The following is a 19106-nucleotide window of genomic DNA, read 5'->3' on the forward strand; positions in this document are numbered from 1 at the left end:
GCCTTGGTCCATGACTACGGCTCTCATCACAGGATCGACCGCCGGTATCGGCGCCGCCTTCGCGCGGCGGCTCGCCAGTGACGGGCACAACCTGGTCCTGGTGGCGCGCGACACGAAGCGGCTGCGCGAACAGGCGACCGAGCTGCACGACCGGCACGGCATCGAGGCGGAGGTCCTGACCGCCGACCTCGCCACGGAGGACGGCATCACGGCCGTCGAGGAGCGGCTCGCCCGGCGCCGCGACGGAGTCGACCTGCTGGTCAACAACGCCGGATTCGGCAACAAGGGCCGCTATTTGGAGGTGCCGCTCGCCGACGAGCTGACGATGCTGAAGGTGCACTGCGAGGCCGTCCTGCGGCTGACGTCGGCGGCGACGGCGGCGATGCGGGAGCGGGGCCGGGGCGGTGTCGTGAACGTCGCGTCGGTGGCGGCGTTCGTGCCGCGCGGGACGTACGGCGCGTCCAAGGCGTGGGTCGTGCAGTTCACGCAGGGCGCGGCCAAGGACCTGGCGGGCTCCGGGGTGCGGCTGATGGCCCTGTGCCCCGGCTTCGTCCGCACGGAGTTCCACGAGCGGGCGGGCATGGGCACGGACAACATCCCCAAGTGGATGTGGCTGGACGCCGACAAGCTGGTGGCCGCGGCCCTGGCCGACCTGGCCCGCGGCAAGTCCCTGTCCATCCCGGACCCGCGCTACAAGACCCTGATGGGCCTGGTGAAGCTGACCCCGAGGGCCCTGCTCGGCGGGGTGACGTCGAGGACGGGCAGAAAGTACGGCCCGAAGTAGCAGCGCGCGCAGGGGCCAGGCCTCGCAGGGACCAGGACTCACGGGGGCCAGGCCTCGCAGGGACCGCGCCCCGCAGGAGCCAGGCTTCGCAAGGACCGCGCCCCGCAGGAGGAGCGCCCCGAAGGGGCGCGGGGAACTGCGCGAGGACGGACCACGGCTCGCACCCGGCGGCACAACAGCACCCGGCAGACACATGACCGAAGACACATGACCGAAGACGCACGCCCCCCGAAAGACGCGTGACCGAAGACGCACGACCCGGCAGACGCGTACGCGTGGCCCGGCAAGCGCACGACCCGACAGACGCGCACGCGTGGCCCGGCAGGCGCAAGGCCGGGAAACGCCGAAGGCCCGGCATCCCGCGACGGGATGCCGGGCCTTCGTCCGAGCTCAAGCAGCTCAGGCGGACCAGGCAGCGCAGGCGACCAGCACCGGCGCAGGCTCAGGTCACCGCTCAGTGAGCGTGACCGTGCCCGTGGCCGTGGCCGCCGTCAGCCTCTTCCTCGGCCGGCTTCTCGACGACCAGGGTCTCGGTCGTGAGCAGCAGGGAGGCGATGGAGGCGGCGTTCTCCAGGGCGGAGCGCGTCACCTTGACCGGGTCGATGACGCCGGCCTTGACCAGGTCGACGTACTCGCCGGTCGCGGCGTTGAAGCCGAAGCCCTTGTCGAGCTCCGCCACCTTGGTGGTGATGACGTAGCCCTCGAGGCCGGCGTTCTCGGCGATCCAGCGCAGCGGCTCGACGACGGCGCTGCGGACGACCGCGACACCGGTGGCCTCGTCGCCGGTCTTGTCGAGGTTGCCCTTGAGGACCTTGGCGGCGTGGACGAGCGCGGAGCCACCACCGGAGACGATGCCCTCCTCGACCGCGGCGCGGGTCGCGGAGATGGCGTCCTCCAGACGGTGCTTCTTCTCCTTCAGCTCCACCTCGGTGGCGGCGCCGACCTTGATGACGCACACGCCGCCGGCCAGCTTCGCGAGGCGCTCCTGGAGCTTCTCGCGGTCCCAGTCGGAGTCCGTGGCCTCGATCTCGGCCTTGATCTGGGCGACGCGGCCCTCGACGTCAGCGGAGTTGCCGCCGCCGTCGACGATGGTCGTGTCGTCCTTGGTGATGGTGACGCGGCGGGCGGTGCCGAGCACGTCAAGGCCGACCTGGTCGAGCTTGAGGCCGACCTCCTCGGCGATGACGGTGCCGCCCGTGAGGGTGGCCATGTCGCCGAGCATCGCCTTGCGGCGGTCGCCGAAGCCGGGGGCCTTCACCGCGACGGCGTTGAACGTGCCGCGGATCTTGTTCACGACGAGGGTCGACAGGGCCTCGCCCTCGACGTCCTCGGCGATGATCAGGAGCGGCTTGGAGGAGCCGGCCTGGATGACCTTCTCCAGGAGCGGCAGCAGGTCCTGGATGGAGGAGATCTTGCCCTGGTGGATGAGGATGTACGGGTCCTCGAGCACCGCCTCCATGCGCTCCTGGTCCGTCACGAAGTACGGCGACAGGTAGCCCTTGTCGAAGGCCATGCCCTCGGTGAAGTCCAGCTCCAGGCCGAAGGTGTTGGACTCCTCGACGGTGATGACACCGTCCTTGCCGACCTTGTCCATCGCCTCGGCGATGAGCTCGCCGACCTGCTGGTCCTGGGCGGAGAGCCCGGCCACGGCGGCGATGTCGGACTTGTCGTCGATCGGACGGGCGGTGGCGAGGAGGTCCTCGGAGACCGCCTTGACCGCGGCGTCGATGCCCTTCTTCAGGGCGGCCGGGGAAGCGCCGGCGGCGACGTTGCGCAGGCCTTCCTTGACCAGGGCCTGGGCCAGCACGGTGGCGGTGGTGGTGCCGTCACCAGCGATGTCGTTGGTCTTGGTCGCCACCTCCTTCACGAGCTGGGCGCCGAGGTTCTCGTACGGGTCCTCGACCTCGACCTCACGGGCGATGGTGACGCCGTCGTTGGTGATGGTGGGAGCGCCGAACTTCTTGTCGATGACGACGTTGCGGCCCTTGGGGCCGATCGTCACCTTGACCGTGTCGGCAAGCTTGTTGACGCCGCGCTCGAGGGCGCGACGGGCGTCCTCGTCGAACTTCAGGATCTTCGCCATGGGAGCGTTTCAGCCCTCTCGAAAACTCGGGTGAACGAGCCGCGCCCCTCGCCGCCCGGCAAATCAGCGGGGTGACCAGGGGCGCAGCGCAAGCAAATCTGCAGGTGAAGCAGGTACAGCAGAGACGAAGGACGCTCGACTACTTCTCGATGATCGCGAGCACGTCGCGGGCCGAGAGGACGAGGTACTCGTCGCCGTTGTACTTCACCTCGGTGCCGCCGTACTTGCTGTAGAGCACGACGTCGCCGACCTTCACGTCGAGCGGCAGGCGCTCGCCGTTCTCGAAGCGACCCGGGCCCACGGCGAGGACAGCCCCCTCCTGGGGCTTCTCCTTCGCGGTGTCCGGGATGACCAGGCCAGAGGCCGTGGTCTGCTCGGCGTCGAGCGGCTGGACCACGATGCGGTCCTCAAGCGGCTTGATGGCAACCTTGGAGCTGGCGGTCGTCACGATCCGACCTCCCCCTTCGGAGATCTCGCGGGGTTAACTGATCTGAGGTGGCGACCAGGTGGATCCGTCGTCGCGGGTGCCGGACCTGCCCGTCGCTGTTGGCACTCTCCAGTGGGGAGTGCCAGGCCCGAGACTAGGACGACGATTAGCACTCGGTCAAGCGGAGTGCCAATGCGGGCGGCGTGACGAGGGGTCGGGGCAGGGCGCCCGGACCGAGACCCGGGCTCACGCCTTCGGACAACGTCCCGCCCGGGCGCAGGGTTCCGAGCACTCCGGGCGGGCACCAGCGCTCCGCCCGCCGCAGCTCGTGCGGGACCTTCCGCGGGATCTTCTCGGCCGCCTTCCGGCCGAGGCGCTCGATCGGGTCGACCGACTGCGCGCAGCCGGTGAGCAGCAGGACGGAGGCGAGCACGCCCGCCGTGGCCCCCGCCGCGACGGCCACCTCCCGGGCCCGCGCGGCGCCGTCCCGTGCGGGGCGGCCCCGCGCGGGCCGGTTCACAGGTAGTCCTCGAGGCGCGCCACGGCGTACCCCTTGGCCGTGACCGTCCTCAGGACCGTGCGGACCATGTCGGGCATGGTGCCCTTCCAGTCCTCACGGCCGCGGAAGTGCGTGAGGATGATGTCGCCGGGGTGCAGGTCCTTGTCCCACTCGCGCCACTCCATGTGCCGGGCGAAGCCCTCGGAGGCCCACAGCGGCACCGCCTTGATGCCGCAGGCCTTGGCGGCGCGCAGGGTGTCGCGGTTGTAGTTCCCGTACGGCGGCCGGAACAGCTCGGGCCGCTTGCCGTACCGCTTCTGGATGGTGTCCTGCATCCCGCAGATCTCCCGCCGCTGCCCCTCGTAGGAGAGCCCCGGCAGATAGCGGTGGTTGAGCGTGTGGTTGTTCAGTACGACGCCGCTCTTCTGCATCCGCTTGAAGTAGCCGTAGTCCTCCTTGACCAGGTAGTCGCTGAGGAAGGCGGTGTACGGGATCTTCAGGTCGCGCATCATCCGCAGGAACGCCGGGTCCTTCTCGGCGCCGTCGTCGATCGTCAGGAAGACGACCTTGTCCTTGGTCGGGACGGTGGTGAACACCGGTGGCAGCTGTGCCTGCCCCTCGACCTCGAAGCCCTTGCGGGTGGTGATGCGGGGCTTGACGGCGGGCGCGGGGGGTGCGGCGAGCGGGGCCTGCGCGAGCCCCCAGCGCTTCGCGGCCGCGGCCCGCGCGGCCTGCTTCGCGCGCAGCGCGTCGGCGTAGTCCCGCAGCGCCTGGGCGGGCGGGCCGAGCCGCGGCTGCTGGCCGTGCGCGCCGGAGCCGCCCCGCTCGTCGCCGTCGGCGGCGCAGCCGGAGGCGATCGCGGTGGCAACGACGGCGGTGCTGACGGCGAGGGCGGCGAGGCGGCCGCGCCTGCGCCGCCCGCGCGCGCCGCCCCGCCCACCGCCCCGTCCGCCCGCCGCACCCGGCCTGCCCGGCCTGCCCTCCCGGCCAATTTGTTCTTTTTGTCGTACTAGTCGCATGGCGCCGGATCCTCGCAGCTCAGGCGCCCTGCAGGGGGCCGACACCGCCGCCGTACGCGCACCTTCCACCGACTGGCCCACAATGGGCGACGTGAACGATCCGCTTGCCTCCTTCGCCGCGCTCCGCACCGCCGAGGGCCAGGGCCTCCTCGACGCCGTACGCGACGTCGAACCGAGCCAGGAGCTGGCGGTGGCCACCCGGCTGCGCCGCGAGCACCCCGCCGACCTGGTCTCCGCCGCGCTCGCGCAGGCGCGGCTGCGGCAGCGGGCGGTTCCGAAGTTCGGCGCGGCGGACGCCGCCCGCATGTACTTCACTCCGAACGGCGTCGAGCAGTCCACGCGGACGTCCGTGGCGACGTACCGCGCGCGGCGGTTTCAGGACCTCGGCGTACGTTCCGTCGCCGACCTCTGCTGCGGCATCGGCGGCGACGCCATCGCCCTCGCGCGCGCCGGGATCGCCGTCCTCGCCGTCGACCGTGACCCGCTGACCTGCGCGGTCGCCCGCGCCAACGCGGAGGCACTGGGTCTCGTCGACCTCATCGAGGTCCGCGAGGCGGACGTCACGGACATCGACACCTCCCCGTACGACGCCGTCTTCGTCGACCCCGCGCGGCGCGGCGGGCGCGGCCGCATCTTCGACCCCGAGGCGTACTCGCCGCCCCTCTCCTGGGCCGTCGAGACCGCCCGCAAGGCGCCCCGCGCCGCCCTCAAGATCGCTCCCGGCATCCCCCACGACGCCGTGCCCGGCGAGGCCGAGGCCGAGTGGATCTCGGACGGGGGTGACGTGAAGGAGGCCGTGCTGTGGTTCGGCACCGGCGCGCCCGGCTCCCACCGGGCCACCCTGCTGCCCGCCGGTGACACCCTCGCCTCCCCGCTCGCCACGATGCTCCCCGACCCGGACGTCCGGCCCGTCGGGCGCTACCTGTACGAGCCCGACGGGGCCGTCATCCGCGCCCACCTCGTCGCCGAGGTCGCCTCCCGGGTCGGCGGGGGGCTCATCGACGAAACCATCGCCTACGTCACGTCCGACGCCGCCGTCGCCACGCCCTACGCCACCGCCTACGAGATCACCGACCAACTCCCCTTCAACGTGAAGAAGTTGAAGGCGCTGCTCCGGGATCGCGGGGTCGGCGTTCTCACCGTCAAGAAGCGTGGCTCCGCCGTCGAGCCCGAGGAACTCCGCCGCAAGGTGAAGCCCCAGGGGCCTGGGTCCGCCACGGTTTTCCTCACCCGGGTCGGGGGCGCTCCCACCATGCTGGTGGGCCACCCGACGGGTTAGCCCTCGCGGGGCGCCCCAGTCCCACCCCTTTCCCGAAACCGGGGGCTGCGCCCCCTGGACCCCGCTCATCGGCGCTCCGCGCCTCGTCCTCAAGCGCCGGACGGGCTGTGACTTGGGTGGGTGCCCCGGGCGGGTGGGACAGGCTCCCGCCGTATCGGCGCTTCGCGCCTCGTCCTCAAACGCCGGACGGGCTGAGATGTGCCGGGGCGGGCTGGGGATGTGCGGGTGGGGCCCCGCCTTGATGTGCGGGGCCCCACCCCTTGATGCGCGGGTGAACCCGCCCCTTGACGTGCCGGTGCATTCCAGCCCGTCCGGCGTTTGAGGACGAGGCCGCAGGCCGATCGGGGGCGGACCGTCCCACCCGCCACGGGACACCCACCCCCGGGGTCCAGGGGCGCAGCCCCCACGCGGCGGAGCGCACATGGACACAGCCGGAGAACCGGAGAAGGGGCGGGACCGGGGCGCCCCGCGAAGGACTACCCCCCGCACCGGCCCGCCCGCCCCGCTCGCCCCGCTCGCCCCAACAACAACTCCCGCTCCCGCACGTTCCGCGTGAGCCCCGCCGCTCGCTCGAACTCCACCCGCGCCTCCGCGAACCGCCCGAGCCGGGCGAGCAGGTCGCCCCGGGCGCTGGGGAGCAAGTGGTAGGAGCGCAGGGCTGGTTCGACGGCGAGGGCGTCGACGAGGGCGAGCGCGGGCCCGGGCCCGTCGGCCATGGACACGGCGACGGCCTCGGTGAACGGCCCGTCCGTGACGGAGAGGCTGCCGTTCTCCCAGCGCACCCGTGCTCCCTGAGAGGTCGGCGCGAGGCCGGCGGTTTCGACCAGCGCGCCCGCCTTGGTGATCTCCTCGAACAACTTGCCCATGCGCTCCTGCAGTTCGGGGCTCGGGCCGCCCTCGGGCACGTCGTTCTCGTCGATGCGGATCATCGTCAGGTAGCGCGGCAAGGCCGTGTCTCCGTTCAGGCTGCGGGCGGGGCCTTCCCCCGCCTCTCACTCATGCGTCGAACGGGAGACGCCCGGATCGACACCCTCGCCGGGATTCTTCGAAGATTTCTCGGATACGTACGTCTGCGCAGGTCGCGAAGGTATCGCCGCCGACGGTGCGGGCGCGCGCCGCCGCCCGTGCAGCACCGCCGTCGCCAGCGCCGCCGCCACCAGCAGCCCCGCCGCCACCCCGAACGCCGCCGCGAACCCGTCCGCGAGCGCCCCCGGGCCACCGCCCGCCCCCGTCGCGCTCGACGCCACCGTCACCAACACCGCGAGCCCGATCGAACCGCCGAGCTGGCGCGAGGTGTTGAGCAGCCCGGACGCCATGCCGGTCTCCCCCGCCGCCACGCCCGATGTCGCCGCCGCGCCGAGCGGCACGAAGCACATGCCGATGCCGACGGCGGCCACGAGCGAGGGGCCGAGGACGGACCCCGCGAACGTGCCACCCGCCTCGACCGCGAGCGCGAACCACGCGAACCCGGCCGCGCCGAGCAGCCCGCCCGTCACGAGGAGCGCCCGCTCCCCGACCCGGCCCACCGTGCGGGTCGCGATCACCGTGCCCGCGACGACGCCCGCGCAGAAGGGCAGGAAGGCGGCTCCGGCGCGCGTGGGGCCGTACGCCATGACGTCCTGGAGGTAGAGCGAGGTGAAGTAGAACGCGGCGAACTGGCCCGAGGACATCAGGAGCGCGAAGACGTTCGCGGAGAGCACGGGGCGGTGTCCGAGCAGGCCGAGGCGGAGCAGGGGGCCGCTGCCGCGCCGCTCGCCCCGGCGCTCGACCGCGCAGAACGCCCCCAGCAGGACGGCCGCGGCGGTCAGCGTGCCCACGGTCGCCACCGAGCCCCAGCCGTGCGCCTCGGTGCGGACCAGACCCAGGACGAGCACGCTCGTACCCGCCGTGACCAGGAGCGCGCCCGACACGTCCAGGCGCGGCGCGGCCCCCGCGCGCCGGTCCGCGGGCACCCCGGAGCGGCTCGCCGCGAGCGCCACGAGCACCACCGGCACGTTGATCAGCATCACCGAGCGCCAGCCCGCCCAGTCGGTGAGCAGTCCGCCCGCCATGACCCCGACGGCGCCGCCGAGCGCGCCCGAGGCGCCCCAGAGGCCGAGGGCCCGCGCCCGCGCCCGGCCCGCCGTGAAGTGGACGGTGATCAGCGCGAGCGCCACCGGCGCGAGGGCTGCGGCGCCCGCCCCCTGCACCGCGCGCGCCGCGATCAGCTGTCCCGGGCCCTGCGCGAGCCCGCCGAGGAGGCTCGCGGCCCCGAACACCAGGAACCCGGCGACCAGCGTGCGCCTGCGCCCCGCGAGGTCGGCCAGTCTGCCGCCGAGCATGAGGAGCCCGCCGAACGCGAGGGCGTACGCGTTCACGACCCAGGTCAGCGACTCGGGCGCGAAGCCGAGGTCGTCGCCCATGTCGGGCAGGGCGATGTTGACGACGGACATGTCGAGGGAGACGAGGAACTGGACGGTCAGGAGGACGGGGAGCAGCAGCGGGCCGCGCGCGGGCGACTGGCCGCTCGGCCCGGTCAGCGGGGTCGGCGTGGTCGTCATGCGCCGCACATTAATATACGCGTACAGAAACTCGCTATACGCGTACAGAAACCAGCCGGGGACGAGGCCCCGGCGGTCGGCACCCGCGCCCACGGACGCGACAATGAGCGCGTGGCAGCGCGAGCGAACGACGAGGAACCCGGCACGGCCGACCAGAAGCCGACCGGCCGGAACACGGCCGGGCAGCACCCGGCCGACCGGAACGCGGCCGGGCCGAAGCGGCGTGTCGGGCGGCCCCGGCGGATCGAGCCGGAGGCGATCGTCGGCGTGGCGCGGCGCATCCTCCAGGAGGAGGGCGTGGGGGCGCTCAGCATGCGGCGGGTCGCCAAGGAGGTCGGCGCCACCCCCATGGCGCTCTACCACCACGTGCGCGACAAGGACGAGCTGCTGATGCTCACCCTGGCCGGGACGGCCGCGACCCTGCCGCGCCCCGAACTGCCCGCCGACCCCCGCGACCGGCTCCTCGCGGTGGCGCTGCACATGCACGGCATCCTGCTGGAGCTGCCCTGGGTGGTGGAGGTCCTGAGCCTCGGCGACCTCAGCGACAAGGGCGCGATGTGGATGGTCGACGAGATCATCGGCGCGGGCGTCGCCTGCGGGCTCTCCCCCGTCGAGGCCGCGCACGCCTACCGCACCGTCTGGCACTGCGTGTACGGCGACCTCGCCTTCCGGAACGCGATGGCGCGCCGGGCCGGGGAGCCCGACCGCAAGCGGTACTTCCCCGACACCCTCACGGACGCCGACACCGCCGAACTGCCCCACGTCGCCCCGCTGGCCTCCCGGTGGACGGAGCTCCGCGAGAGCTACGACTTCGCCGGCCAGCTCGGCGCGGTGGTGGACGGACTGCTCGGCCGGACCCCCCGCCCGGCACCGTCGCTCCCGCGAGCGGACACGCCATAGACAACGCGGTGCCCACCGGCTACACAGGGCTCTTCGCCAACTGAACACAGCCAACGGGGGGCACGCATGGCCGCATGGGGCCAGAGCGGGGCAGGGCAGGGCATACCAGGGCAAGGAATACCCGGGCAGGGCACAGGAACGCGCGTCGCGCCGCGCGACGCGCCGACGCTGCAGCGGGTCGGCGCGGCCGTCCTCCTGTACGCGCTCACGGCGACGATCTGGATCGGGTACGAGGCCAAGGAGGCCGTCGACCACCCGTACGCCCGGTTCTCCTTCAAGGCCCTGTACGACCCGCGGCAGTTCCTGACGCCGATCGCGCAGACCCACCACGACTGGGCGTTCCTCGTGACCGCCGCCGTCGTCGGCGCCCTCGCGCTCGGGCGGCGCCGGGTGGCGCGCGGCGGCCTCGCACTGATCGCCGCGCTCCTGATCTGCCTGGGCCTGCGGGAAGTGGTCGGCCTCATGGCCTCGGACCGGTACGGCGATCTCATCACCGAGATCGGCTACGGCAAGGCCCTGCTCACCTTCCGGTTCACGGGCATCGCCCTGGGGTGCGCGATCCTCGCGGCCGTCGCCCGCACCCGCGGCTCCACGGACGGCACCCCGCCCCTGACGGCCCCGGCCCACCCGCAGGACCCGCCGCGGCCCGTGTACGCGGACGCCCCGCCCCCGCCCGCGTACGCCCCGTACCAGGTCCCCTACGGCCAGGGCCCCGGCGCGGCGGGCCGCGCACGGCCGGCCTTCGTGGCGTCCGGCATCGCCCTGCTCCTGAGCGGCGCGATCGAGGTGGCCTGGCTCATCCACACCCTCACCCGGGACAACGTCCACTTCGTCGGCGGCGGAGCGGGGGCCGACGCGGGCGACTTCCTCCGCGCCGCGGTCGACGCCTCACGCGGCTTCCCGCTCCCCCAGGCCTTCTACGTCCTGGCCCTGGTGGCCGCGCCCCTGCTGGTCGGCGCCCTGCTGCTCGCCGGGCGCCCGGCGGCCCGCGGCGCCGCGCTCGCCCTCGCGCTCGCCTCGACCTACTTCGACATCCGCACCCTGGTCCCGGCCTTCGACGACGGCTTCGACGTGTACTGGGACTCGACGGTCGGCACGCTCACCGTCCTGACGCCGTTCGTCACCCTGACGCTCCAGGCCCTGGTCGTGATCGCACTGCTCAGGGCGCGCGAGGACGGCGTGCGCGCCGGGGCGTACGCGGGTCAGCCCTGACCGAGGGACTCGAACCGCCACCGGTGAGGCGGCCGGGAGACCAACTCCACCGGCGGCTCGGCCAGTTCGGGCAGGTCCGCGTCGTAGGCCGCGTCCCACCACGTGATCACGAGGACGCGGTCCTGCGGGGCCTGGAAGGTCTCCCGGCGCGTGGGCGCGGGCGCCAGGACCTGGGCCCGCGCCCATGCGAGGAGCTCCGGCCCCCGGCCCTCGCGAGCCCGTGCCTCCCACATCAACGCGACGCTCATGAGCGGAGGTTGCCCTTCACGAGTAGAGGTTGTCCTTGCTGACCTCGTGCACGTGGTCGTGGTCGTGGCTGTGCGCGTGCGCGCCCGGCACGTGCGGCTCCGTCACCGGCAGCGAGGAGTCCGCCGAGAGCCCGAGGTCGGAGGCGGCCCGGTTGCGGGCGACCATCTCCGCGCCGAGCGCGGCGACCATCGCCCCGTTGTCCGTGCACAGCTTGGGCCGCGGCACCCGCAGCCGGATCCCGGCCCGCTCGCACCGCTCCTGGGCCATCGCCCGCAGCCGGGTGTTCGCGGCCACGCCACCGCCGATCATGAGGTGGTCCACGCCCTCGTCCTTGCAGGCCCGCACCGCCTTGCGGGTCAGCACGTCGACCACGGCCTCCTGGAACGACGCCGCCACGTCCCGCACCGGGACCTCCTCGCCCGCGGCCCGCTTCGCCTCGATCCAGCGCGCCACCGAGGTCTTCAGACCCGAGAAGGAGAAGTCGTACGCGGGGTCGCGCGGCCCGGTCAGACCGCGCGGGAACGCGATGGCCTCCGGGTCGCCCTCACGGGCGTAGCGGTCGATGACGGGACCGCCCGGGAAGCCCAGGTCCAGCACCCGGGCGATCTTGTCGAAGGCCTCGCCCGCAGCGTCGTCGATCGTCGCTCCCAGCGGCCGCACGTCGGAGGTGATGTCGGTCGACAGGAGCAGCGAGGAGTGCCCGCCGGACACGAGGAGGGCCATCGTGGGCTCCGGCAGCGCCCCGTGCTCCAGCTGGTCCACGCAGATGTGCGACGCCAGGTGGTTCACGCCGTACAGCGGCTTGCCGAGGGCGTACGCGTACGCCTTCGCCGCCGAGACCCCGACGAGCAGCGCGCCCGCGAGGCCGGGGCCCGCGGTGACGGCGATGCCGTCCAGGTCCTTGGCGGTCACGCCCGCGTCCTTCAGGGCGCGCTGGATGGTGGGGACCATCGCCTCCAGGTGCGCGCGGGACGCCACCTCGGGCACGACGCCGCCGAAGCGCGCGTGCTCGTCGACGCTGGACGCGACCGCGTCCGCGAGCAGGGTCGTGCCGCGGACGACACCGACGCCCGTCTCGTCGCAGGAGGTCTCGATGCCGAGGACGAGGGGCTCGTCACGGGAGTCAGCCATGGATCTCGGTTCCTTGTACGCCGTTCAGCGGGCCAGGGGCCTGGCCGTCGGTGGGGCCGTCGGCCGAGCCGTCGGCCGCGGATTCGGGGGCGCCGTGCGCGGAGAGGTCCGGTACGGCGGACGGGTCGGACAGGCGCATCACCAGCGCGTCCACGTTGCCCGGCTGGTAGTAGCCGCGGCGGAAGCCGATCGGCTCGAAGCCGAAGCGCTCGTACAGCTTCTGCGCCCGGATGTTGTCCACCCGCACTTCGAGCATCACCTCGGTCGCCTCGAAGGCCGTGGCGTGCCGCAGCAGTTCGGTGAGCAGGCGCGCGCCGAGGCCGGAGCCCCAGTGGTCGCGGGCGACCGCGATGGTCTGCACGTCGGCGGCGACCGCGGCACCGCCGTCGGAGTCGCTGCCGGCGACGGCGAGGCCGCCGTAGCCGACGAGGCGCTCGCCCTCGTACGCCACCAGGTAGCGGCGCGTCGAGCCGGGCCCGCGCGCGTGCGCGAGCTCGGACCAGAACATGCCGCGCGACCAGGCGTCGTCGGGGAAGAGCTCCTTCTCGAGGGCGAGCACGGCGTCGATGTCCCACCAGCGCATCTCGCGCGGCACGACGGCGGGGGGCGGCGTCTCCGACGGCACGGTGGTCACTTGGGGGTGACCACCTTGTAGTTCTTGGGGACCTGCGCGTCCGGGCGGCGCAGGTACAGCGGGCGGGGTTCGAGGAGTTCCTCGCCCGCGGCGAGCCGCTCCGCCGCGAGGGCGGCGAGCGCCGCGGCCGAGACGTGCTCGGGGCCGCGGACGTCCGTGAACGTGTCCGGGTACAGACCGGCGCCCGCGCCGACGGCCGGGAGCCCCGCGACCCGCTCCGCGATGTCCGCGGGCCGGTCGACGGCGGGACCGTCGGTTCTCGTACGGGCGTCCTCGTACCGGGCCCAGTAGACCTCCTTGCGGCGGGCGTCCGTCGCCACGACGAACGGCCCGCCCTCGATGCCCGAGGCGTACGCGAGGCCGTCGAGGGTGCACACCCCGTGCACCGGGACGCCGAGCGCGAGGCCGAAAGTGTCGGCGGTCATCAGGCCGACGCGCAGACCCGTGTAGGGGCCGGGGCCGACGCCGACGACGACGTCCGTCACCGCGTCGAGGCCCAGGCCCGCCTCGGCGAGGACGCGGTCCACGGCGGGCAGCAGCAGCTCGCCGTGGCGGCGGGCGTCGACCTGGCTCGATTCGGCGACTGTTCCGAAGGAGGCCGTGCCGTCGTGCAGGGCGACGGTGACGGCGGGAGTGGCGGTATCCAGAGCGAGCAAGAGCACGCGAACAGCCTACGGCTCCGAGGCCCGGCGCACGGCCGCCCCGGCACGGGCCGCGCCTGCTGCTACCGTCACCTCATAGCCGTACGTAGGAGAGGTGGGCCAGGTGTCAAGGAGCAGCTCGGGATTCGTGGCCGGGCTCACCGCGGCTGCACTCGCCGTGGTCGGCTTCCTCGCCTACCAGGCCTCCGCGAACGCCCCGGACGACCTCAACGCCCGCCCGGACAAGTCCTCGACGACCCCCTCGCGCTCCCCCAAGGACAAGGCCGACCCGACGAAGCTGCCCGCCGGATCCGGCGCGGGGCGGCGGGTCGTGTACTCCCTCGAAGGTGACCGGGTGTGGCTGGTCGAGGAGTCCGGCAAGGTGAAGCGCACGTACAAGGTCATGCCGAGCACCGTGGACCCCGCGCCCGGGTCGTACACCGTCACCTCGCGGACGGGGCAGGTCATAGGGTCCGACGGCGTGCAGATCGAGCACGTGGTGCGGTTCGCGAACGTCGACGGGATAGCGGTCGGGTTCAGCGCGGCGCTCAGCGGCTCGACCCAGAAGCCGGACCCGGCGAAGAAGACCGGCGGCATCCGCTCCTCGCGTGAGGACGGCAACGTGATGTGGGACTTCGCCCTGCGCGAGACGAAGGTCGTGGTGGTCCGCTAGACCCCGCCCCACCCGACGATCCACCGACGCCGCGGCGCCCGCTCTAAGCGGCGTCGCGGCGTCGCTCGTCCGGGTGTCCGGCCGTCGGGCGCGCGGGTTCCTCCGGAGCCGGGGGCGGCGTGGAGACCGCGCTCGCGGCGGCGCAGGAGGCCAGCAGATCGCTCATCGAGTACGCGTGGGAGGCCGCCGGCCGCGCCGATGGCCCGTGCGGCCGGGGCTGCGCATCACGTTCTGAAGCCGGCATGGACGCCTCCTGGGGGCTCCGGGGGCAGACGCGGTTAGGTAGACCTAACCCGTACCTGGTATCCATGTGACCACGTACGACGCTCGGCGCGCAACATCTTGCCGACGGCTTGTCGGAAAGTTCGGGCGAACCGACGAGAACGCGTCACCACGGGAACGCCCTCGACCCCCCGCGGCCCCGGAGGGACCCCGCGCCGCGCCCTCAGGCAGAGAGAACCGTCAGATCGGCCCCGGCCCACCGCTCGCCGATCCCGCGCAGCGTCACCTCGCGGACCTCGTCGGTGGTGTCCCCGACAGCGCGGTGGATGAGGACGTGCAGCCGGTCCTCCGACAGCTCCTCGACCTTGCCGTCGCCCCACTCGACGACGATCACGGAGTCCGGCAGGGACACGTCCAGGTCCAGGTCCTCCATCTCGTCGAGCCCGCCACCCAGGCGGTACGCGTCCACGTGGACCAGCGGCGGCCCTTCGCCGAGGGACGGGTGGACGCGGGCGATGACGAACGTCGGGGAGGTGACGGCGCCGCGCACGCCCAGGCCCTCCCCGAGCCCGCGGGTCAGCGTCGTCTTGCCCGCGCCCAGCTCACCGGTGAGCATGACGAGGTCTCCGGGGCGCAGGATCTTGGCCAGGCGGCGGCCCAACTCGCCCATCTGCTCCGGCGAGTTCACGGTGAGTTCGAGGGCGGTGGCGGGGGCCGGGATGTGCGGTGCTTCCATGACGGAAACGTTAGCCGCTCGGCGCGCACCGCCCCGCCCGGCCGACACCGCGCCCGGGGCCTCACATGGCCGCGCTGCGCGCCTGTTCCCTGGCCCTGACCAGCAGATCGGCGATGCGGTCGGTGACGGCTTCGGGGTGTTCGAGCATCACCAGGTGCCCGGCGTCGGGGACGAGCACGAGTTCGGCGTCCGGCAGCAGGTCCGCGATGGCCTCGCTGTGCTCGCTCGGGGTGACCAGGTCCTTGTCACCCGCGAGGACGAGCACGGGAAGCCCGGCGAAGTGGACGAGGGCCTCGGCCTTGTCGTGCTCGGCGAACGCCGGATAGAACTCGGCGACCACGTCGATCGGCGTGGACTCGATGAGCCGCTCGGCGAACCGGGCGACAGCGGGATCGACGTCCTTCGAGGCGAACGAGTACCGCTTGATGATGCCCGCGAAGAGGTCGGCGGTGGCGCGGCGCCCCTTCTCCACCAGGTCGGCCTGCGAGCCCAGGGCCTTCAGGACGCCGGGCAGGACGCGCCGGATGGCGTTCATGCCCGCGACGGGCAGCCCGAAGCTGACCTCGCCGAGCTTTCCGGACGAGGTGCCGACGAGGACGACGCCGACGACGCGGTCCCGGACGAGCTCCGGGAACTGGTCGGCGAGGGCCATCGTGGTCATGCCGCCCATGGAGTGGCCGACGAGCACCAGGGGTCCGGTGGGCGCGGCGGCGTCGATGACGGCCTTCAGGTCCCGGCCGAGCTGGTCGATGGAGACGGGCTTGTCGTCGTGGATCTGGGCCATGCCGCGACCGGAGCGGCCGTGGCTGCGCTGGTCCCAGTAGACGCAGCGCACGACACCGCGCAGGGCGGCGCGCTGGAAGTGCCAGGAGTCCTGGCCGAGACAGTAGCCGTGGCTGAAGACGACGGTGACGGGGTCGGGCGCCTTGCGCCCGAAGAGCCGCAGCCGCCGGGGCACCTGGGTGCTGTCACCACCCTCACCGCTGCCGTCCCCCACCTCGTCGACCTCGTACGCGAGCTCCGTGCCGTCGTCGGCGCGGGCCTGGCCCGGCATGCCGCGCAGGGAGCCGAAGGGCCCGGAGGCGTCGAGGGCGAGGCGGGCCTTCTTGCGCATGCCGCGCCCGACCGTCATCCGCTCGATGGCGACGCCGGCCGCGGCGCCCGCTGCGATGACTCCTATGGCGGCGCCGGCGATACCGGCCCGCCGCCAATTGCTGCCCGCCGCACCGGTGGCCCCGGCCGCTTCGGCCACCAGGTCCACGGCGGCCGCCCCCGTGCTGCCCTCGCCCACGTGCCGCTCCTCTTCAGTCGTCGCTGCCGTTGTGCCGCTCGTCGAGATAGACGCGCGGAACACGGGAACCGATGCGAGTCACGATCTCGTACGCGATGGTGCCGGCCGCACGTGCCCAGTCCTCGGCGGTCGGCTCACCCCGGTCACCGGACCCGAAGAGCACCGCCTCCGCTCCGACCTCGGGCTCGTCGCCCCCCAGGTCGACCACGAACTGGTCCATGGCGATGCGCCCCGCGGCGGTACGCCGCTTGCCGCCGACCAGCACGGGTCCGGAGCCGGACGCGTGCCGGGGGATGCCGTCGCCGTATCCGGCCGGAACCAGGCCGAGGGTGGTGGCGACGGGGGTGGTGTAGTGGTGGCCGTAGCTCACGCCGTGGTCGGCGGGGGCGTGCTTGACCGAGGCCAGGGCGGCGGCGACCGTCATGACGGGCCGCAGCCCGAAGTCCTGCGGGGTGCCGATCTCGGGGCTGGGCGAGACGCCGTACATGGCGATCCCAGGCCGAACAAGATCGAAGTGCGCCTCGGGAACAGTCAGAGTGGCCGGTGAATTGGCGATGTGCCGAACCTCGGGCCGTACCCCCTCCCCCTCCGCGTGGGCGAGCATCTCCCGAAACACCTCGAGCTGGCTCTTGATGGACGGGTGCCCCGGCTCATCGGCGCAGGCGAAGTGGGACCACAGCCCGGTCACCTTCACGAGCCCGTCCGCCTCGGCGCGCAGGGCGGCGGCGACCAGTTCGGGCCAGTCCTCCGGCATGCAGCCGTTGCGGCCGAGCCCGGTGTCCGCCTTCAGCTGGACCCGGGCCGTACGCCGGGCGGCGCGGGCGGCAGCGGTGACCTCGCGCAGGGACCACATGCCGCTCACCGTCACGTCCACGTCGGCCTCGACGGCTTCGCGCCAGGGGCCGCCCGGGGTCCAGAGCCAGCACAGCACGCGGCCGCCGACACCGGCCGCGCGCAGGGCGAGCGCCTCCTCCGGGGTGGCGGTGCCGACCCAGGTGGCGCCCGCCTCCAGGGCCGCGCGGGCGCACGGGATCATGCCGTGGCCGTAGCCGTCCGCCTTCACCACCGCCATGAAGGCGGCCTCGGGGGCGTGGGCACGGAGCGTACGCACGTTGGCCCTCAGGGCGGCGAGGTCGATCTCGGCGCGGACGCGCGGCAGTGCAGTCTCAGTCATCGCGCCCAAGTCTCTCAGAGCCCCGCCTGACCGGGGCCCCGCACCCGTCCCACCCCGGCCCCGCAGCCTTACCCCCGCACGTCCCGCCAAGCCAGCGGCACGGCGTCCGCCACGTCCTGGGCCCCCACCGGCGCCCCCTCAGCCGCGAGCCGCGCGGCGAGCCCGTGCAGGAACGCCCCCACGGCCCCCGCGTCCCGAGCCCCGAGCCCCGCCGCGAGCAACGACCCCGAAAGCCCCGAGAGAACGTCCCCGCTCCCGGCCGTGGCCAGCCACGACGTACCGGTCGGATTGACCCGCACGACCCCGCCCCCGCCCCCGCCCCCGCCCCCGCCCGGCGAGGCGACCAACGTGGTCGACCCCTTCAACAGCACCGTGGCCCCGTACCGATCCGAAAGCTCCCGCACGGCATCGAGCCGCGCCGCCTCGACCTCGTCCCGGGACACCCCGAGCAACGCGGCCGCCTCACCGGCGTGCGGCGTGAGCAGGGTGGGCGCGGCCCGCCCCCGCACGGCGTCGCGGTCGACGAGACGCAGCCCGTCGGCGTCGATGAGGACGGGCACGTCGGCGGCCACGACGTCACGCAGCCGCCCCGCGTCGTCCCCGAGCCCCGGCCCGGCCACCCAGGCCTGCACCCGCCCGGCCTTGGCGGGCGGCCCGTCGGACACCAGGGCCTCGGGGAAGCGGGCGATGACGGCGTCGGCGGCGGGCCCGACGTACCGCACGGCTCCGGCCCCGCCGCGCAGGGCACCGGCGACGGCGAGGACGGCGGCGCCCGGGTAGCGGGCAGACCCGGCGACGACCCCGACGACCCCGCGCCGGTACTTGTCGCTCTCGGCGCCGGGCACGGGCAACAGCCGCTCGACGTCGACGTACTGAAGGGCTTCGAGCCCGGCTTCGTACCGGCTGAGCTCGCCGTCGAGCCCGATGCCGACGAGCCGGACGGCCCCGGCGTGCTCCCGCCCGGGGTCGACGAGCAGTCCGGGCTTGTACGTCCCGAAGGTCACGGTCGCGTCGGCGCGCACGGCGTCCCCGGGCACCTGTCCGGTGTCGGCGTCGACGCCGCTGGGCAGGTCGACGGAGACGATCAGGGCACCGGAGTCCGTGGCGGCGCGGACGAGCCGGGCGGCGGCGGGCCGCAGCCCACCCTTGCCGCCGATGCCGACGATGCCGTCGACGACGAACTGGGCCCCCTGGACCGCGTCGAGCGCAGCCTCCGAGACGACATCCCCGCTCCCCCCGGCGCCCCCGGCGCTCCCGCGCCCCCCACCGCCCCCCACAGCCTCGACAACCCGCCCCCCAGTCCTCCGAAACGCAGCGAGCCCACCCCCATGCACCCGCTCCGGAGCAAGCAGCACCGCAGTCACCCCGGCACCACGCCGAGCGAGCCGAGCCCCGGCGTACAGGGCGTCACCCCCGTTGTCCCCACTGCCGACGAGGAGCACGACGCGCGCCCCGTACACCTTGCCGAGCAACTGCGCGCAGGCCACGGCGAGTCCGGCGGCGGCGCGCTGCATCAGGGCGCCGTCGGGGACGCGGGCCATGAGGGCACGCTCGGCGGCTCGGACACTCTCCACGCTGTACGCGGTACGCATGCCCCAAGTCTCCCGCACGG

At 73.6% G+C, this 19106-nt stretch carries 19 protein-coding genes and 2 pseudogenes; 5 read left to right on the forward strand and 16 right to left on the reverse strand.

Translation table 11 applies throughout. The features are described 5' to 3' along the window. Positions 1-10: 10 nt before the first annotated feature. Positions 11-784, forward strand: a complete 774-nt coding sequence (locus QUY26_RS15165; RefSeq protein ID WP_289946868.1) for an SDR family NAD(P)-dependent oxidoreductase — start codon at positions 11-13, stop codon at positions 782-784. 454 nt (positions 785-1238) lie between these two features. Here QUY26_RS15165 and groL read toward each other — a convergent pair whose 3' ends face one another. The 4 genes from groL to QUY26_RS15185 form a co-directional block, all read right to left on the reverse strand. Then, entirely contained in the window at positions 1239-2867 is a 1629-nt protein-coding gene (gene groL / locus QUY26_RS15170; RefSeq protein WP_289946869.1) for a chaperonin GroEL, read from the reverse strand. Between the two features lie 139 nt (positions 2868-3006). Further along, positions 3007-3315 carry a co-chaperone GroES gene (gene groES, locus QUY26_RS15175; RefSeq protein ID WP_004955293.1) on the reverse strand — a complete coding sequence of 103 codons (309 nt, stop codon included), beginning with the start codon at positions 3313-3315 and terminating at the stop codon, positions 3007-3009. A gap of 145 nt (positions 3316-3460) precedes the next feature. Then, positions 3461-3814, reverse strand: coding sequence for a hypothetical protein (locus QUY26_RS15180; protein ID WP_289956420.1), 354 nt, complete (start codon positions 3812-3814; stop codon positions 3461-3463). Further along, on the reverse strand, positions 3811-4812 hold the full coding sequence (locus QUY26_RS15185; protein WP_289946873.1) for a polysaccharide deacetylase family protein: 1002 nt from the start codon (positions 4810-4812) through the stop codon (positions 3811-3813). Before QUY26_RS15185 ends, QUY26_RS15180 begins: the two co-directional genes overlap by 4 nt. Positions 4813-4894: 82 nt before the next feature. Between QUY26_RS15185 and QUY26_RS15190 the strand changes: the two genes are divergently transcribed. Beyond that, positions 4895-6091 (forward strand): class I SAM-dependent methyltransferase, encoded by a 1197-nt coding sequence (locus QUY26_RS15190; RefSeq protein ID WP_289946875.1) that lies wholly within the window; start codon positions 4895-4897, stop codon positions 6089-6091. A 476-nt stretch (positions 6092-6567) separates the two neighbouring features. Here QUY26_RS15190 and QUY26_RS15195 read toward each other — a convergent pair. The 3 genes and pseudogenes from QUY26_RS15195 to QUY26_RS15205 all read right to left on the reverse strand — a co-directional run. After that, a pseudogene (locus QUY26_RS15195) lies at positions 6568-6822 on the reverse strand (RNA polymerase subunit sigma-24); the annotation flags it as partial. Further along, positions 6811-7038, reverse strand: a pseudogene (locus QUY26_RS15200) (YciI family protein); the annotation flags it as partial. The pseudogenes QUY26_RS15195 and QUY26_RS15200, both read right to left, overlap by 12 nt. A gap of 45 nt (positions 7039-7083) precedes the next feature. After that, a complete protein-coding gene (locus QUY26_RS15205; RefSeq protein ID WP_289946876.1) occupies positions 7084-8631 on the reverse strand; it encodes an MFS transporter in 1548 nt (515 codons plus the stop codon). A gap of 111 nt (positions 8632-8742) precedes the next feature. Between QUY26_RS15205 and QUY26_RS15210 the strand changes: the two genes are divergently transcribed. After that, a complete protein-coding gene (locus QUY26_RS15210; RefSeq protein WP_289946877.1) occupies positions 8743-9531 on the forward strand; it encodes a TetR/AcrR family transcriptional regulator in 789 nt (262 codons plus the stop codon). Positions 9532-9597: 66 nt separating this feature from the next. Next, positions 9598-10743 (forward strand): hypothetical protein, encoded by a 1146-nt coding sequence (locus tag QUY26_RS15215; protein ID WP_289946878.1) that lies wholly within the window; start codon positions 9598-9600, stop codon positions 10741-10743. On the opposite strand, the gene QUY26_RS15220 is transcribed toward QUY26_RS15215, so the two are convergent. Genes QUY26_RS15220 through tsaB form a run of 4 tightly spaced genes read right to left on the reverse strand, consistent with a single transcriptional unit; the run spans position 10734 to position 13419 of the window. After that, positions 10734-10991, reverse strand: a complete 258-nt coding sequence (locus tag QUY26_RS15220) for a hypothetical protein (protein ID WP_289946879.1) — start codon at positions 10989-10991, stop codon at positions 10734-10736. The genes QUY26_RS15215 and QUY26_RS15220 overlap by 10 nt on opposite strands. A 16-nt stretch (positions 10992-11007) precedes the next feature. Next, positions 11008-12123: a tRNA (adenosine(37)-N6)-threonylcarbamoyltransferase complex transferase subunit TsaD gene (gene tsaD / locus QUY26_RS15225; RefSeq protein WP_289946880.1), complete on the reverse strand. Its 1116-nt coding sequence runs from the start codon at positions 12121-12123 to the stop codon at positions 11008-11010. Further along, a complete protein-coding gene (gene rimI / locus QUY26_RS15230; RefSeq protein ID WP_289955734.1) occupies positions 12116-12706 on the reverse strand; it encodes a ribosomal protein S18-alanine N-acetyltransferase in 591 nt (196 codons plus the stop codon). Before rimI ends, tsaD begins: the two co-directional genes overlap by 8 nt. A 47-nt stretch (positions 12707-12753) precedes the next feature. Further along, on the reverse strand, positions 12754-13419 hold the full coding sequence (tsaB, locus tag QUY26_RS15235; protein ID WP_289946881.1) for a tRNA (adenosine(37)-N6)-threonylcarbamoyltransferase complex dimerization subunit type 1 TsaB: 666 nt from the start codon (positions 13417-13419) through the stop codon (positions 12754-12756). 103 nt (positions 13420-13522) lie between these two features. On the opposite strand from tsaB, the gene QUY26_RS15240 reads away from it, so the two are divergent. Then, a complete protein-coding gene (locus QUY26_RS15240) occupies positions 13523-14071 on the forward strand; it encodes a hypothetical protein (RefSeq protein WP_289946882.1) in 549 nt (182 codons plus the stop codon). Positions 14072-14114: 43 nt separating this feature from the next. On the opposite strand, the gene QUY26_RS41175 is transcribed toward QUY26_RS15240, so the two are convergent. The 5 genes from QUY26_RS41175 to QUY26_RS15265 all read right to left on the reverse strand — a co-directional run bounded on the left by QUY26_RS41175 (position 14115) and on the right by QUY26_RS15265 (position 19086). Then, positions 14115-14237: a hypothetical protein gene (locus tag QUY26_RS41175; protein ID WP_436840335.1), complete on the reverse strand. Its 123-nt coding sequence runs from the start codon at positions 14235-14237 to the stop codon at positions 14115-14117. A gap of 279 nt (positions 14238-14516) precedes the next feature. Beyond that, a complete protein-coding gene (gene tsaE, locus QUY26_RS15250) occupies positions 14517-15029 on the reverse strand; it encodes a tRNA (adenosine(37)-N6)-threonylcarbamoyltransferase complex ATPase subunit type 1 TsaE (protein ID WP_289946885.1) in 513 nt (170 codons plus the stop codon). Between the two features lie 61 nt (positions 15030-15090). Further along, positions 15091-16320 carry an alpha/beta fold hydrolase gene (locus QUY26_RS15255; protein WP_436840336.1) on the reverse strand — a complete coding sequence of 410 codons (1230 nt, stop codon included), beginning with the start codon at positions 16318-16320 and terminating at the stop codon, positions 15091-15093. Positions 16321-16333: 13 nt separating this feature from the next. Continuing rightward, entirely contained in the window at positions 16334-17494 is a 1161-nt protein-coding gene (gene alr, locus QUY26_RS15260) for an alanine racemase (protein WP_289946887.1), read from the reverse strand. Positions 17495-17562: 68 nt separating this feature from the next. Further along, on the reverse strand, positions 17563-19086 hold the full coding sequence (locus QUY26_RS15265) for an NAD(P)H-hydrate dehydratase (RefSeq protein WP_289946889.1): 1524 nt from the start codon (positions 19084-19086) through the stop codon (positions 17563-17565). Positions 19087-19106: the final 20 nt, after the last annotated feature.

Source organism: Streptomyces flavofungini (genome assembly GCF_030388665.1).
In the GTDB taxonomy this organism is placed as follows: Bacteria; Actinomycetota; Actinomycetes; order Streptomycetales; family Streptomycetaceae; genus Streptomyces; species Streptomyces flavofungini_A.